The sequence below is a fragment of the Ruegeria sp. BHSC223 genome (assembly GCF_059613025.1).
Genome location: NZ_JBXWRR010000001.1, coordinates 466,061 through 480,518, shown reverse-complemented (window position 1 = coordinate 480,518; position 14,458 = coordinate 466,061). Strand labels below are relative to the sequence as shown.

Sequence of the window (14,458 nt, the reverse complement as noted above, 5' to 3'; positions counted from 1 at the left end):
AGTATTTCAGGCGGACTGAAGACAGGGGCGTTGCGCAAGCGGCGCCCTTTGCACTTGCGGGGGTTTAACTCTTTTTCGGCCTCATCAGGGCGGTTCTGATGGAGGTCGAGACCAATGCAGACGGTACGACAGATCGCCCTGGAGATCGTGGCCCGCGAGGGCGGGTTCGTGAACGATCCCGACGATCCGGGCGGGGCGACCAATTTCGGGGTGACGATCCACACGATGCGGCGGCTGGGGCTGGATGTGACCGGCGACGGCACCGTGGATGTGGCCGATGTGCGGGCGCTGAGCCGGGATCAGGCGGTCGAGATATTCCTGACCCACTATTATGCCCGCCCCCGGATCGGCGAGATGCCCGAGGCGGTACAGGCCTCGCTCTTTGACATGTATGTGAATGCGGGCGGCAACGCGGTGAAAATCCTGCAACAGCTGCTGCGCGATATGGGCTATGAGGTGGCGTTGGATGGCGCGATCGGCCCGCAGACCCTGCGCGCCGCGCGGGATGCGGCGGTGCCGCGCCCCGAGGCGCTGCGCGATGCCTATGGGGTGGCGCGGCGAAACTACTATTTCCGTCTGGCCGACCGGCGCCCGGCCAGCCGCAAATACGCCCGCACCCGCGCCGGCGGCAAGGGCGGCTGGATCAAGCGGGCCGAGGAATTCATGGCGCCCGAATACCATCTGAGCGAGGCGGAGTTCCAGCGGAGGGTTTCGGCATGGGGCTGATCGGTGATCTGCTGGGAATGCTGTTTGGCGGCGGTCGCAACGCGGTGCGCGAAACGGTCGAGGTGTTCCGAGAGAATGCCGAGGCCGGGGCGGCACGCGCAACCCAGGTGCAGATGGGCGCGCTGGACCAGTTCGCGGCGGAGTTCACCGTGCCCCGGCGTGGCGCGTTCGATCGCTTCATGGACGGGCTGAACCGGCTGCCGCGCCCGGCGCTGGCGCTGGGGACGCTGGGCCTGTTCATTGCGGCGATGGCCGATCCGATCTGGTTCGGCGAGCGGATGCAGGGGCTGGCGCTGGTGCCCGAGCCGCTGTGGTGGCTGTTGGGCGTCATCGTGTCGTTCTATTTCGGTGCTCGCCACCAGGCCAAAACGCAGGATTTCCAGCGCGATCTGGCCGCCACCATGGCGCGCGTGCCGCAGGCGGTCGAGAACATCCGCGCGCTGCGCGCCCTGCGCCATGACAGCCCCGGCGTGGCCGATGCCGGGCCCGATGCGCGCCTTGCGCTGGCGGCCGCAACCCCCGAGGCCAACCCCGCGCTGGAGGAGTGGCGCCGCCTGAAACGGGCCTGACGGCGCGACACTATGCGCCGCCGATCCCGGCGAAAGGGATTGGCGGTGCCGGGACCCGGGTCTATATCTCGGGTCATGATTACGGAACTCGGTCACTTCGCCCTCATCCTCGCCTTCATGGTCGCCATCGTGCAGATGGTCGTGCCGATGATCGGAGCTCATAAACGCTGGCCCGGCTGGATGGCGCTGGCCGAACCGGCGGCGGGGGCGCAGTTCCTGCTCACCGCCTTTGCCTTTGCGGCGCTGGTCTGGGCCTTTGTGACCTCGGATTTCTCGCTGCGGCTGGTGGTGCTGAACAGCCATTCGGCCAAGCCGATGCTGTACAAGATCAGCGGCACATGGGGCAATCACGAGGGGTCCATGCTGCTCTGGGTGCTGATCGTCACCCTGTTTGGCGCCATGGCGGCCTGGTTCGGCGGCGGTCTGCCGCCAACGCTCAAGGCGCGGGTGCTGGCGGTGCAATCGGCGATCGCGGTGGCGTTCTTTGCCTTCATCCTGTTCACCTCGAACCCGTTTCTGCGCCTTGCGGTGCCGCCCTTTGACGGGCAGGACCTGAACCCGCTGTTGCAGGATCCGGGCCTCGCGTTCCATCCGCCGTTTCTGTATCTTGGCTATGTCGGCCTGAGCATGGCGTTTTCCTTTGCCGTGGCCGCCCTGATCGAGGGGCGCGTCGATGCCGCCTGGGGCCGCTGGGTGCGTCCCTGGACGCTGGCGGCGTGGATTTTCCTGACCATCGGGATCGCGCTCGGATCGTGGTGGGCCTATTACGAGCTGGGCTGGGGCGGCTTCTGGTTCTGGGACCCGGTCGAGAATGCCAGTTTCATGCCCTGGCTGCTGGCGGCTGCCTTGCTGCATTCGGCCATCGTGGTGGAAAAGCGCGAGGCGCTGAAAAGCTGGACCATCCTGCTGGCGATCCTTGCCTTCGGCTTCTCGCTCATTGGCACCTTCATCGTGCGTTCGGGCTTGCTGACCAGCGTACATGCCTTTGCCAACGACCCCGAGCGGGGCGTGTTCATCCTGATCATTCTGGGCCTCTTTACCGGAGGCGCGCTGACGCTGTTCGCCGCGCGCGCCCAGGCGATGGAGGCCAAGGGCGTCTTTTCCATGGTCAGTCGGGAAAGCGCGCTGGTGCTCAACAATATCCTGCTGGCGGTGTCGGCCTTTGTGGTGTTCTTTGGCACGCTCTGGCCGATCCTGGCCGAGATGTTCTTTGACCGCAAACTCTCGGTCGGGGCGCCGTTCTTCAACGCGGCCTTCACCCCGTTCATGGTGGCGCTGGGTGTGGTGTTGCCGCTGGGTGCCATGCTGCCCTGGAAACGCGGCAAGCTGGGCCGGGTGGCGCACAGCCTGCGCTATGCCTTTGTGATGGCGCTGGCGCTGGCGATCCTGGTCTGGGTGATGCAGACCGGGCGCAGCGCTCTGGGACCGGTGGGCCTGTTCCTGGGGGCGTGGATCACCTTCGGCGCCATCGTCGATCTGTGGAGCCGCACCGGGCGCGGCGGCAGCGTGGCGCGGCTGTTCCGCCTGCCGCGCGCCGACTGGGGCAAGGCGGTGGCCCATTCCGGTCTGGGTGTCACCATGTTCGCCATTGCCGGGTTGATGGCCTGGGAGGTCGAGGATATCCGCGTCGCGCGTATCGGCGAACCGTTCGAGGTGGGCGGGTTTACCCTGACGCTCGACGGGGTCGAGCGGGTACAGGGACCCAACTATATCTCGACCATGGGCAATGTCCGGCTGGAAAAGGCGGGTCGTGCCATCGCCACGCTGCACCCTGAAAAGCGCGACTATCCGGTCGCGCGCATGCCCACCACCGAGGCGGCGATCGACTATCGCATTCTGCGCGATGTCTATGTGGTGATCGGCGACCGTCAGGATGACGGCGGCTGGACCATGCGGACCTATATCAAGCCCTTTGCCAACTGGATATGGGGGGGCTGTATCCTGATGGCGCTTGGCGGCGCGCTCAGCCTCAGCGACCGGCGCTTCCGGGTGGCGGCAGGCGCGCGCAAGGCGCCGGCCAGCGGGGTGCCTGCGGAATGAAACGCCTGATCCTGATCCTGTCGCTGATCGCGGCGCCGCTCTGGGCGGTGCAGCCTGACGAGGTGCTGGATGATCCCGTGCTCGAATCCCGCGCGCGCGACCTGAGCGAGGGGTTGCGCTGCCTTGTCTGCCGCAACGAGAGCATCGACGAATCCAATGCCGAACTTGCCCGCGACCTGCGCCTGTTGTTGCGCGAACGTCTGGTGGCGGGGGACAGCGACGAACAGGCAGTGGCCTATATCGTCGACCGCTACGGCGAATATGTGCTGCTGAAACCCACGACCACGGGGGCCAACTGGCTGTTGTGGCTGTCCGGTCCCCTGATGCTGCTGGCGGCGGCGGGCATGGGCTGGGGTTTTGTGCGCGGGCGGGCAGCGGCGACCCCCGCCACAGAGGCCGCTCTGAGTGCTGACGAGCAGGAGCGTCTGCGCCGTATTCTGGAAGAGTGACGCGCGGTTTCGCTTTCCCAGCACGTCAACTTGCGCCAGTTTGCGGCGCAACAGCATCCAACCGGGGGCCTCTCGCATGCAATACGACACCATCTCTCTGGACATCGCCGACGGTCTGGCGGTTCTGACCCTGAACCGCCCCGACAAGATGAACGCGCTGACCAGCCGGATGCGGGCCGAGATCACCCATGCCATGAAGGCCGCCGCCCGCGAGGCGCGCGCCATCGTGCTGACCGGTGTGGGGCGGGCCTTTTGCACCGGTCAGGATCTGGGCGATGCGGGCAGTTCCGGCAAGATCGACCTGGAACGCACCCTGCGCGACGAATACAACCCCATGCTCGAGGCGATCTATGATTGCCCGGTGCCCACCATCGCGGCGGTCAATGGCCCGGCGGCGGGGGCAGGGGCCAATCTCGCGCTCTGTGCCGATGTGGTGATCGCAACCGAAAGCGCCTATTTCCTGCAGGCCTTTGCCCGCATTGGCCTGATGCCCGATGCCGGCGGCACCTGGTTCCTGCCGCGCCAGATGGGCCTGGCCAAGGCGATGGGCGCGGCCCTGTTCGCCGACAAGATCGACTCCCGCCAGGCCGAGGCCTGGGGCATGATCTGGGAGGCGGTCCCCGACGCCGAATTCGACGCCCATTGGCGCAAGCGCGCTGCCTATCTGGCCAATGGTCCCACCGCCGCCTTCGCCAATATCAAGAAGGCGATCCGGGGTACTTACGGCACCGCGCTGTCCGACCAGCTGGCGACCGAGGCGCATTTGCAGGGCGAATGCGGCCGCAGCCGCGATTTTCAGGAAGGCGTCGTCGCCTTCATGGAAAAGCGCGCCGCCAAGTTTGAAGGTCGGTGAACGAAGGCCGGATTGACAACCGACCATGTAGGCTGGGCATCATGGCGACATGAGCGTGCCCAGCCATACCCCCGACGCGGCCGTCCTGGAACACCTGACCGGGCGCAACCGGGGGCTCTATTCCTGGATCACTTCGGATCGGGTCGAGCTGCTGCTTGACCGCGACGGGTGGCTGCGGGTGCTGGCACCGGGAGACGTCGGTATCCCCGGAGAGCTGATCGCGCGGGTGCGACGGCAAGAGGGGGTCTATCATCTTATCACCGCGCCGGGCGCACGGGTCTGGGTCAATCGTCAGCCGGTCGAGGCCGCTGACCTGTCCCATGGCGATGTGATCGAGTTCGGCGAGCAGGGGCCGCTGTCGCGCCTGCGCATCTATGACGAGCGCCGCCGCCCGCATCCGACCCTGGCCGAGATGTTGGGGGACGCGCTCAGTTATCTGCGTACCAGCCGACGCCCGCTGCTGGCGCGTCTGCCGCGCGCGGCGGGGATGTTCCTGGCCCGGCTTCTGGGCAACGGGGCCTTGCTGTTTCGCGGGCTGGTCCTGCTTGGCCTCGTGGGGCTGGCGGGGTTGGCGATCTGGCAGATCCGCGCCGACCGTGCTCTGCGCGCGCAATATGAAAGCGGTCGCTTTCAGGTCGAGGCGCTGGCCTCGGCCCTGGCCGAGGCGCGGCGCGAGGCGATCCGGCCCGGCGATCTGGACGCGCTTCAGGACGAGATCGGCCTCCGCCTGCAACTGAATGCCGAGCGGCTCGACACGCTCGAGGAGCGCTCGGGCGCCGGGACCCGGGTGATTTCGACCGCCGCCGGATCGGTGGCCTTCATCCAGGGTGGCTATGGGCTGCGTCACCGCGACAGTGGTCGGATGCTGCGCCACGTGCTGGATGCGGGCGGCACCCGGCTGATGCTGCCGAACGGGCAGCCGATGCTCTCGCTCGACGGCACCGGGCCGGTGGCCGAGGTGCAATATACCGGCACCGGCTTTGTGCTGGCCGAGACCGGGTTGATCGCCACCAACCGTCATGTGGCTGTTCCTTGGGAGAAATCCGCCGCCATGGGCTTTGGCGGGGAGACGTTGGAGCCGGTCTTTACCCGTTTCATTGCCTATTTTCCGGCCCGGTCCGATCCGGTCGACCTGGAGGTGCGCGGCCTCAGCGACAGTGCCGATCTGGCGCTGGTGGCGCCCGTCGCGCCGGTCGATTTGCCGCCGGGTCTGCCGCTGGCAGACGTGTCTCCGCCGCCGGGGCTCGAGGTGCTGGTGATGGGTTACCCGACCGGGCTGATGTCGATGCTGGCGCGTTCGGGCACCGGATTCGTCGAGGAACTGCGCAGCGCCGGTGTCACCGGGTTCTGGGAGGTGGCGGCCCGGCTGGCGGGTGAGGGGCTGATCTGGCCGCTGGCCAGCCGGGGCATCGTAGGGCAGGTGACCCCGGCGCTGGTGACCTATGATGCCGAAACCACCCATGGCGGCAGCGGTGGGCCGGTGCTGAACCTGCGCGGTCAGGTGGTGGCGGTCAATACCGCCATCCTGCCGGATTTCGGCGGCTCGAACCTGGGCGTGCCGGTGGCGCGTCTGCGGGCGCTGCTGAGCGCACCCGCAGACTAGGCGTCAGGCTCAGGCGCGGCGGCGGCGGCCACCGCGCGCGCGGCGCTCGGGCCCCGCATCGTCGCCGGTGCCGTCCGAGGCCGAGGTGAAGGGGCCGATCTTGTCTACGATCTCATCAAGCGTCGGGCGCGCACCGCGCGGGGTGCTGTCCAGCGCCGCCCGCATTGCGGTCAGATGCGCGGGCATGGTGCCGCAGCAACCGCCGATGATCTTGGCGCCGGCGTCGCGGGCCATGGTGGCATAGACACCCATCAGCTCGGGCGTGCCGTCGTAATGGATGTGACCATCGACATATTTCGGGATGCCGGCATTGCCCTTGGAGATGATCGGGCGTTCAGTGCCCTGGGCGACAAAGCCCAGCACCGTGCGCAGGATGTCCGAGGCGCCGGTGCCGCAATTGGCGCCAAAGGCCAGCGGCGGGTTGGGCAGCGTCTCGACCAGCTGCGCCATATCGGCCGAGGTGACGCCCATCATCGTGCGCCCGGCGGTGTCGAAACTCATGGTGCCGCACCAGGGCATGCCGGCCAGCGCAAAGGCCTCGGCGGCGGCGCGAAACTCCTCGGGGGCGCTGATCGTTTCCAGCCACAACACGTCGACGCCGCCCTCTTTCAGCCCCTCGGCCTGTTCGTGGAACATCTCGACCGCGGCGGCATGGCTGAGCGCGCCCACCGGTTCCATGATCTCGCCGGTGGGGCCGACCGAGCCCGCGACGATCACCTTGCGCCCGGCGCGGTCGGCGACCTCGCGGCCCAGCTCGGCGCCGACGCGGTTCAGCTCACGCACGCGGCCCTGGGCGTCGTGCAGTTTCAGCCGCGCGGCGGTGCCGCCAAAAGTGTTGGTCAGGAACAGGTCGCTACCCGCATCGACCGAGCCCTGATAGAGCGCGCGGATCTTGGCGGGTTCATCGGTGTTCCACAGCTCGGGCGCATCGCCCGATTGCAGGCCCATGGCGAACAGGTTGGTGCCGGTGGCGCCATCGGCCAGCAGCACGTCATGGCTGGCCAGCATCTCGGCAAAAGCGTTGGTCATGGTCTTGCGACTCCCCGATTGCGCGGCGCCCGCGCGGGCCCGCCTTGACCGGCAGATGTGTCACGTTCCCGTGAGAGAGGCAAATTCAAACTCTTCATCATGATCATGAGCCGACTGTGGGTAGCGCCCGGCCAGCGGTGGTGGCGCCTGGACATGGCGGGCCAGGTCGAGCGCCGCCACTGCCATCACGGTCCAGCCCGGGGCCGCCATGTAAAGCGGTTGCCAGCGGGGGGCGAAACTGTCCTTGAACCGGCGCAGGCCGTCAAAGCGGCGACCCAATTGCCCGCATGGCACCGCCGCCAGTGAAAGCCTGGGCACCCGTGCTGCGGCGGCGACGGTCAGCGCCTCGACCACCAGCGCATGCATGGTGCCCTCGGGGGCGTCGGGGCGGACCCGCATCAGGTCCAGGCACCATTCGTCCCGGCTGCGGTGAAAGCTGACGAACCCTTCGAGCCGTGGGCCGCGCCAGGCCAGGAAAACCGCCTGCCGGGCCAGGTAACCGGGCGCGAAGCGGCCCATGGTCAGCCCCCATGCCCGTCCGTTCGCGCTTTGCCACAGGCTGTCGACCTCGGCCATCTGGGCCAGCGGGAGGGTGCCGGCCCGATCGGTTTGCAGGCCCGCGCGCACCGCATGGCGCAGCTTGCGCCGGATCTGGCGCCGCCCCGCGCCTTCGGTGGTAAAGGTCGCAGGCACCAGCGTCGCCTCGTCCGAGACATGCCGCACGCGCCAGCCCGCGCGCCGGGCCGAGACGGCGACGCGGGCCGAGCATTTGTAGACCAGCGCGCAGAGATTGCGCTGAGCCGCCCGGTGCGACAGCAGGGACAGGTCGGGATGGCGACCGCCACAGACCGGATCGAACAGCATGATCAGGCTGTGGTCGGTCTCGACCACGGCCATGTCGGCAAACCCGCCGCTCAGCACATAGCCGCGCGATTGCGTCACCACGGCGGTTTCGGCGCGGGGGCGTGCGGGCGGGTGGTAATGCCCCAACCGTGACAGACGGCTCTGCCGCCCCAGCCGAAGGTCGGGCGGCGACAACAGCAGCGGCACCGCCACCAGCGCCGGCAGGGCCACATAGATCAGCCGATAGGCCAGCACCGCCGCCATCAACTCGGCCTCGGGCAGAGCGGTCAGCAGCGACAGCAGCGTCAGTTCGAACGCGCCCAGCCCGCCCGGTGCCCCGGATAGAAGCCCCGCCGCCAGTGCCAGCACATAGGCCGTGAGCAGCAAGGGCAGATCGGCCCAGGACAGGCCGGGCAGCAGCACCGCCAGCACCAGCGCCGCCGCCGCCAGGTCCAGCGCCGCCCAGCCCAGGATCGCCCCCAGCGCCCGCAGGCTGGGCAGGCGTAGCTCAAGCCGACCCAGCCGCAGCCGTGGCAGCAGGAACAGGACCACCCCGATCGGCAGCAGCAGCGCCAGCCCCACCGACCCGGTTTGCCGCAACCCCGGCAGCGGGGGCGCAATCAGGCACAGGATCGAGGCCCAGAAGACCAGCGCCAGCAGAAAGGTAACCGCGACGAAGGCGGTCAGGCGCAACGCCAGCGCCGGGGTCAGATCACCGATCAGGCGCCAGCGGGCGAATGCGCCGCTCAGCACGCCGCAGCCGCAGAACTGAGAAAACCCGATGGCCGCCATGCCGCAGAGCCGGGCCTGTTTCTGCGCCAGACCGGTGCGGAAATGCCGATGTGCCACCCCGTCATAGCGGCCCACCGCCCAGAAACTGACCGCAGCGGCCAGCAACGCCACCGCCAGCCGCCAGACGGGCAGGCCGGACAGGGCCTGGGCCACCGCGCCCGGCTCGATCGCCGCCAGACGCTCGACCAGCATCCACAACAGCCAAAGGGTGAGCGCAAGCGTGCCGCAAAGACGCAGCAGCAGACGGGTCAGGCGGGGGAACGAAGGGACGGGTCGATGCATGCGGGGTCCTTTGGCAATTGGCCAAAGACTAGCCGTGCATCCCTTTCCCAAAAGTAAACCCGCAAGCAGGTGCTTGCGGGTTCTCCATGCGATTGAAATCGCAAAGGAATTGCGTGGTTCAGCCCGCTTCGCCCATGATCTGCGCCTTGGCCTCGGGCAGCAGTTCTGCCATCTTGGCGCGCACCGTGTCGGCATCGGCCAGCCCGTCCAGATCGGCGGTGACCTTGCGCACCACGTCCTCGTGGCCGGCCTCTTCGAAATCGGCGATCACGACGGTCTTGGCATAGGCGGCGGCCTCGTCTCCGGTCTTGCCCATCAGGCCGGCAGCCCACAGGCCCAGCATCTTGTTGCAGCGGGCCTGCGCCTTGAACTGCATTTCCTCGTCATGGGCGAACTTGGCTTCAAATGCGTGTTCGCGATCGTCGAAGGTGGTCATGGGTTGCGTCCCCTCAGTGAATTATGCTCTGCTTCTGATATGCCGTTCGCGGGGGCGGACCGCAAGAGGCAGCGGTAACCTTGCGACACTGCGGCGCTTGCCGTATGAGAGCGCCATGACGGGGGACTCATTTCCCCGCCCCAGTCGGAAAGGTCGCAGATGGCGCGTCGCACCAAGATTTACGAAGGCAAGGCCAAGATCCTGTACGAAGGCCCGGAACCGGGCACCATCGTGCAGTATTTCAAGGATGACGCCACCGCCTTCAACGCCCAGAAAAAGGACGTGATCGAAGGCAAGGGGGTGCTGAACAACCGCCTGAGCGAGTATTTCATGACCGGTCTGGCCCAGATCGGCGTGCCGACCCATTTCATCCGCCGTCTCAACATGCGCGAACAACTGGTGCGCGCCTGCGAGATCGTGCCGCTGGAAGTGATCGTGCGCAACTTTGCCGCCGGCACCATGTCGAAACGGCTGGGCATCGAAGAGGGCACGCAACTGCCGCGCCCGATCGTGGAATATTGCCTCAAGAATGACGAGCTGGGCGACCCGCTGGTGACCGAGGAGCATATCGCGGCCTTCGGCTGGGCCAGCCAGCAGGACATGGACGATATCCTGAGCCTGGCGCTGCGGGTGAACGATTACCTCTCGGGGCTGATGTATGGCGTCGGCATCAAGCTGATCGACTTCAAGATCGAGATCGGCCGGGTCTACGAGAACGACTATCCGCGCCTGATCATCGCCGACGAGATCAGCCCCGACAGCTGCCGTCTGTGGGATATCGCCACCGGGCAGAAGCTGGACAAGGACGTGTTCCGCCGCGACCTGGGCAGCCTGACCGATGCCTATTCCGAGGTGGCCCGCCGCCTGGGCGTGATCCCGAAAAGCCAGGTGACGAAACCGACGCTGATCAACTGAGGTCGGGACGGCGCAGGAAATCGGGACATTGCGTCGGCGGATGGCGACCGCCGCGCGCAACAGATCGAAACAGCTATGCGGGCGCGCGACCGGCCCTGTGAGGGGTGGCGCCGCGCGGTCCGGCAGGAGCAGGATGAAGGACAAGGAAAGATGAAGGCACGCGTGCATGTGATGCTCAAGAACGGGGTACTCGATCCGCAGGGCGAGGCGGTGCGCCACGCGCTTGGCGCCATGGGCTTTGACAAGGTGACCGGTGTCCGCCAGGGCAAGGTGATCGACCTCGATCTGGTCGAAGGCGCCACCGAGGCCGATGTGGCCGAGATGTGCGAAAAGCTGCTCGCCAACACGGTCATCGAACGCTACGAGATCGAGCTGGTCTGAGCCATGCGCGCCGCGCAGCTGACCGCCTGGCGCCAGCCCCTGACGCTGGCGACCCTGCCGGACCCGACACCGGGGCCGGGAGAGGTGGTGCTGCGCGTGCTGGCCTGCGGGGTGTGCCGGTCGGACTGGCATGCCTGGACCGGGGCCGACCCGGATGTGGTCTTGCCCATGGTGCCGGGTCACGAATTCTGCGGCGAGGTGGTGGCGCTGGGGGCCGGTGTCAGCCGCTGGCGGCCGGGCGACCGGGTGATCGCGCCCTTTATCCTGGCCTGCGGGCGCTGCGGCGATTGCGCGGCCGGACATCAGACCATCTGCGCCAACCAGCAGGTGCCGGGCTTTACCCGCGATGGCGCCTTTGCCGAGCTGATCGCGGTGCCCTTTGCCGATACCAACCTGACCGCGCTGCCCGAGAGCCTGCCGCCGCATGTGGCCGCCGGCCTTGGCTGCCGGGTCACCACCGCCTGGCAGGCGCTGGTCGGACGGGCCGTGCTGCGACCGGGCGAATGGCTGGCGGTGTTTGGCGGCGGCGGCGTCGGACTGTCGGCGCTGCTTCTGGGCCGCGCGCTTGGCGCCCGCGTCGTCGTGGTCGATGTGGTCGAGGACAAACTGACCCATGCCAAAAGCCTTGGCGCCGATGCGGTGGTCAACGCCGCCGAAACCGACGCGGCCGAGGCGGTGCGCGCGCTGACCGGCGGCGGCGCCCATGTCGCCATCGAGGCGCTGGGGATCGCCGCCACCATGACCGGCGCCATGCGGGCCCTGCGCAAGCTGGGACGGCTGGTGATGATCGGCATGCCGGCGGGCGAGCATACGGCCATGACTCTGCCGATGGATGTGCTCTATTCCGGGCAACTGACCCTGCAAGGCACCCGCGGCATGCCCGCCTGGCGCTATCCTTCGCTTCTCTCTCTCATCGACGGCGGCCATGTGGACCTGTCGCCGCTGGTGACCCGCACCATCGCCCTGTCCCAGGCAAGCGACGAGCTTGCCGCCTTTGACCGTCCCGCCCCGCCGGGCGTGGCGGTGATCACCGATTTTGCTAGCTAGGAGGTCTCGCCCATGCGTGCAGCCGTTGTCGTCTTCCCCGGATCGAATTGCGACCGGGACCTGGCCGTGGCCTTTGAACAGGCCGGCTTCGATGTCTCGATGGTCTGGCACAAGGATGCCAGCCTGCCGCAGGGGATCGACATTGTCGGCATTCCCGGCGGCTTCAGCTATGGCGACTATCTGCGCTGTGGTGCCATCGCCGCACGATCGCCGATCTGCAAGGCGGTGGTCGAGCATACCGAGCGTGGCGGCTATGCCCTGGGCGTGTGCAACGGGTTCCAGGTGCTGACCGAAACCGGCATCCTGCCCGGAGCCCTGCTGCGCAATGCCGGTCTGAAATACATCTGCAAGACCGTTGAGCTGAAGGTCGAGACCTCGAACAGCGTCTTTACCGAGGGCTACAATGCAGGCGACGTGATCGGTATCCCGATCGCCCATCACGACGGCAACTATTATGCCGATGACGAGACGCTGGCCGCGCTCAGGGCCGAGGACCGGATCGCCTTCACCTATACCGACAACCCCAATGGCGCGCGCGACGATATCGCCGGCATTCTCAGCGCCAACCGGCGGGTGCTGGGGATGATGCCGCATCCCGAACGGGCCGCCGATGCGGGCCATGGCGGCACGGATGGGGCGGCGCTCTTCCGCGCATTGGCGGGGGCACTGACCCCGGCGTGACTTGAGCAACGCGCCCTGCGCGCGTAGCGTGGTGTCATGAGTACCGCTCGCAAGGACCCTATGGCGCAGAACTGGATCCGCTCCGGCCAGCTCAGCTGGCGGGTGCGGGTGGCGCTGGTGTCGCTGTTGTTGATCGCTACAGCAACTGTCTGGGTTACCAACAGGCTCCTGACCGATCGCTTCACTGAAAGCACTCGCAATCGGGCCGAGTTGCGACTGGCGCTTTACTCGGGCAACCTGCTGAGCGAACTCAGGCGCAACGCCATTGTACCGCAGCTGTTGTCGCGCGACCCGACTCTTATCGCGGCGTTGCAATCGAGCGATTTCTCACAATCGACCCAGCGGCTGATTTCCTTTGTCGAAGAGATCGGTGCGGCCTCGCTTATGTTGCTCGACCGCGACGGGCGCACCGTCGCCGCGACCGACCGCAACCGGTTGGGCGAACAGCACCGCTCGGCCGCCTATTTCGTTGATCCGGTGCGATCCAATTCCACCGTGTTCTCAACCATCCAGCGCGAGGCTGGCGGCTACAGCTTTACCTATTCGCGCAGGCTGGAGGACAGTTCTGGTGTACTGGGCGTGATCGTGGTCGAGGTCGATCTGCAAAAGTTCGAACGCGCCTGGTCAGGAATTTCGGACGCGGTGTACGTGACCAATTCAGCGGGGACCATCATCTTGGCCACCGAACCGCGCTGGCGCGGGATGAACCAGGCTGAGGCGTTGCGCCACCAAACACCCGAGAACGCGATCGAGCGGGCGATCCGGGTAACCGCCGATTGGACCGCGCTGCCCGCTGACGCCTATCTGCGGGGCGAGGCGGTGATGCGAATGGACAGCCGTATCCCGTTCCGGGGTTGGCAGATGACCTCATTCACCACCTATGCCTCGATCCGCGAGCGGGTGAACGGGGTTCTGGCGCTGGAAATCATGGGATTCGCGATTCTTCTGGCGCTCAGCTTCTATGCGCTCAGTCGGCGCACGGCGTTCCGCATGGCCCTGTTTCAGCGCGAGTCGGCGGAGCTTCGCGCGCTGAACGCTCGGCTGCAGCGGGAAATCGCCGAACGCGAACGGGTGCAAAAAACGCTGGAAGTAGCCGAGCAGACCTTGGCGCAGAGTTCGAAACTGGCGGCGCTTGGCGAGATGTCGGCCGCTGTCAGCCACGAGTTGAACCAGCCGCTGGCGGCGATGAAGACCTATCTGGCCGGTGCCCGCCTGCTGCTGCGCCGCAACCGGTCCGAAGAGGCGTTGTCGAGCTTTGGCCGCATCGACGATCTGATCGAGCGGATGGGGGCGATCACGCGGCAGTTGAAATCCTATGCCCGCAAGGGGCAAGAGGCGCTTTCGCCAATAAACATGGGCGATGCGCTTGCGGCCTCTCTTTCGATGATGGAGCCGCAGCTGCGACAGCGGCAAGTGCAGATAACACAGATCCTCCCCGACCGCCCGGTGCTGGTGATGGGCGACCGGATGCGGATCGAACAGGTCATGGTCAACCTCTTGCGCAATGCACTGGACGCCACCAAATCGGTACGTGACCCCGAGGTCGAGATCATCCTGGCTGCCGGCGAGACCGCAACATTGACGGTGCGCGACAATGGCCATGGAATCAGTGATTTCGATAATATCTTTGAGCCGTTCTACACCACCAAACAGCCCGGCGACGGGGTGGGTCTGGGTCTTGCAATCTCTTCGGGGATCGTCAACGACCTTGGAGGGCGCCTGACGGCGCGCAATGGGCAACATGGCGGTGCCGTTTTCGAGATGCAGTTACCGATCCTCGAAGACGGTCTGGAAGCCGCAGAATAAAGAGGG

14 protein-coding genes are annotated in these 14,458 nt (G+C 66.8%); 11 read left to right on the top strand and 3 right to left on the bottom strand.

What is annotated here, in order from left to right:
- The first annotated feature begins 114 nt into the window (after nucleotides 1-114).
- From AC2FNY_RS02350 to AC2FNY_RS02325, 6 genes are all read left to right on the top strand, one after another.
- Entirely contained in the window at nucleotides 115-726 is a 612-nt protein-coding gene (locus AC2FNY_RS02350; protein ID WP_496801513.1) for a holin-associated N-acetylmuramidase, read from the top strand.
- Complete coding sequence (locus tag AC2FNY_RS02345; protein ID WP_496801512.1) at nucleotides 717-1,295, top strand: holin family protein; 579 nt, start codon at nucleotides 717-719, stop codon at nucleotides 1,293-1,295. Before AC2FNY_RS02350 ends, AC2FNY_RS02345 begins: the two co-directional genes overlap by 10 nt.
- Before the next feature lie 75 nt (nucleotides 1,296-1,370).
- Nucleotides 1,371-3,335: a heme lyase CcmF/NrfE family subunit gene (locus AC2FNY_RS02340; RefSeq protein WP_496801511.1), complete on the top strand. Its 1,965-nt coding sequence runs from the start codon at nucleotides 1,371-1,373 to the stop codon at nucleotides 3,333-3,335.
- Nucleotides 3,332-3,784, top strand: a complete 453-nt coding sequence (locus tag AC2FNY_RS02335) for a cytochrome c-type biogenesis protein (protein ID WP_496801510.1) — start codon at nucleotides 3,332-3,334, stop codon at nucleotides 3,782-3,784. Before AC2FNY_RS02340 ends, AC2FNY_RS02335 begins: the two co-directional genes overlap by 4 nt.
- A gap of 76 nt (nucleotides 3,785-3,860) precedes the next feature.
- Nucleotides 3,861-4,637, top strand: a complete 777-nt coding sequence (locus AC2FNY_RS02330; protein ID WP_496801509.1) for an enoyl-CoA hydratase-related protein — start codon at nucleotides 3,861-3,863, stop codon at nucleotides 4,635-4,637.
- Between the two features lie 49 nt (nucleotides 4,638-4,686).
- Complete coding sequence (locus AC2FNY_RS02325; protein WP_496801508.1) at nucleotides 4,687-6,240, top strand: trypsin-like peptidase domain-containing protein; 1,554 nt, start codon at nucleotides 4,687-4,689, stop codon at nucleotides 6,238-6,240.
- A gap of 9 nt (nucleotides 6,241-6,249) precedes the next feature.
- Here AC2FNY_RS02325 and bmt read toward each other — a convergent pair whose 3' ends face one another.
- The 3 genes from bmt to AC2FNY_RS02310 all read right to left on the bottom strand — a co-directional run bounded on the left by bmt (nucleotide 6,250) and on the right by AC2FNY_RS02310 (nucleotide 9,622).
- Complete coding sequence (gene bmt, locus AC2FNY_RS02320; RefSeq protein WP_496801507.1) at nucleotides 6,250-7,269, bottom strand: betaine--homocysteine S-methyltransferase; 1,020 nt, start codon at nucleotides 7,267-7,269, stop codon at nucleotides 6,250-6,252.
- Between the two features lie 60 nt (nucleotides 7,270-7,329).
- Complete coding sequence (locus AC2FNY_RS02315) at nucleotides 7,330-9,186, bottom strand: phosphatidylglycerol lysyltransferase domain-containing protein (RefSeq protein ID WP_496801506.1); 1,857 nt, start codon at nucleotides 9,184-9,186, stop codon at nucleotides 7,330-7,332.
- 118 nt (nucleotides 9,187-9,304) lie between these two features.
- Nucleotides 9,305-9,622, bottom strand: coding sequence for a DUF1476 domain-containing protein (locus AC2FNY_RS02310; protein WP_234144042.1), 318 nt, complete (start codon nucleotides 9,620-9,622; stop codon nucleotides 9,305-9,307).
- Between the two features lie 159 nt (nucleotides 9,623-9,781).
- Between AC2FNY_RS02310 and purC the strand changes: the two genes are divergently transcribed.
- The 5 genes from purC to AC2FNY_RS02285 all read left to right on the top strand — a co-directional run bounded on the left by purC (nucleotide 9,782) and on the right by AC2FNY_RS02285 (nucleotide 14,452).
- Entirely contained in the window at nucleotides 9,782-10,537 is a 756-nt protein-coding gene (gene purC / locus AC2FNY_RS02305; RefSeq protein ID WP_234136584.1) for a phosphoribosylaminoimidazolesuccinocarboxamide synthase, read from the top strand.
- Nucleotides 10,538-10,687: 150 nt separating this feature from the next.
- Nucleotides 10,688-10,918, top strand: coding sequence for a phosphoribosylformylglycinamidine synthase subunit PurS (purS, locus tag AC2FNY_RS02300; RefSeq protein WP_011047621.1), 231 nt, complete (start codon nucleotides 10,688-10,690; stop codon nucleotides 10,916-10,918).
- A 3-nt stretch (nucleotides 10,919-10,921) separates the two neighbouring features.
- Nucleotides 10,922-11,965, top strand: coding sequence for a zinc-dependent alcohol dehydrogenase family protein (locus AC2FNY_RS02295; protein WP_496801505.1), 1,044 nt, complete (start codon nucleotides 10,922-10,924; stop codon nucleotides 11,963-11,965).
- A 12-nt stretch (nucleotides 11,966-11,977) separates the two neighbouring features.
- Nucleotides 11,978-12,646 (top strand): phosphoribosylformylglycinamidine synthase subunit PurQ, encoded by a 669-nt coding sequence (gene purQ / locus AC2FNY_RS02290; RefSeq protein ID WP_496801504.1) that lies wholly within the window; start codon nucleotides 11,978-11,980, stop codon nucleotides 12,644-12,646.
- A 36-nt stretch (nucleotides 12,647-12,682) separates the two neighbouring features.
- Nucleotides 12,683-14,452 (top strand): sensor histidine kinase, encoded by a 1,770-nt coding sequence (locus tag AC2FNY_RS02285; protein ID WP_234162479.1) that lies wholly within the window; start codon nucleotides 12,683-12,685, stop codon nucleotides 14,450-14,452.
- Nucleotides 14,453-14,458: the final 6 nt, after the last annotated feature.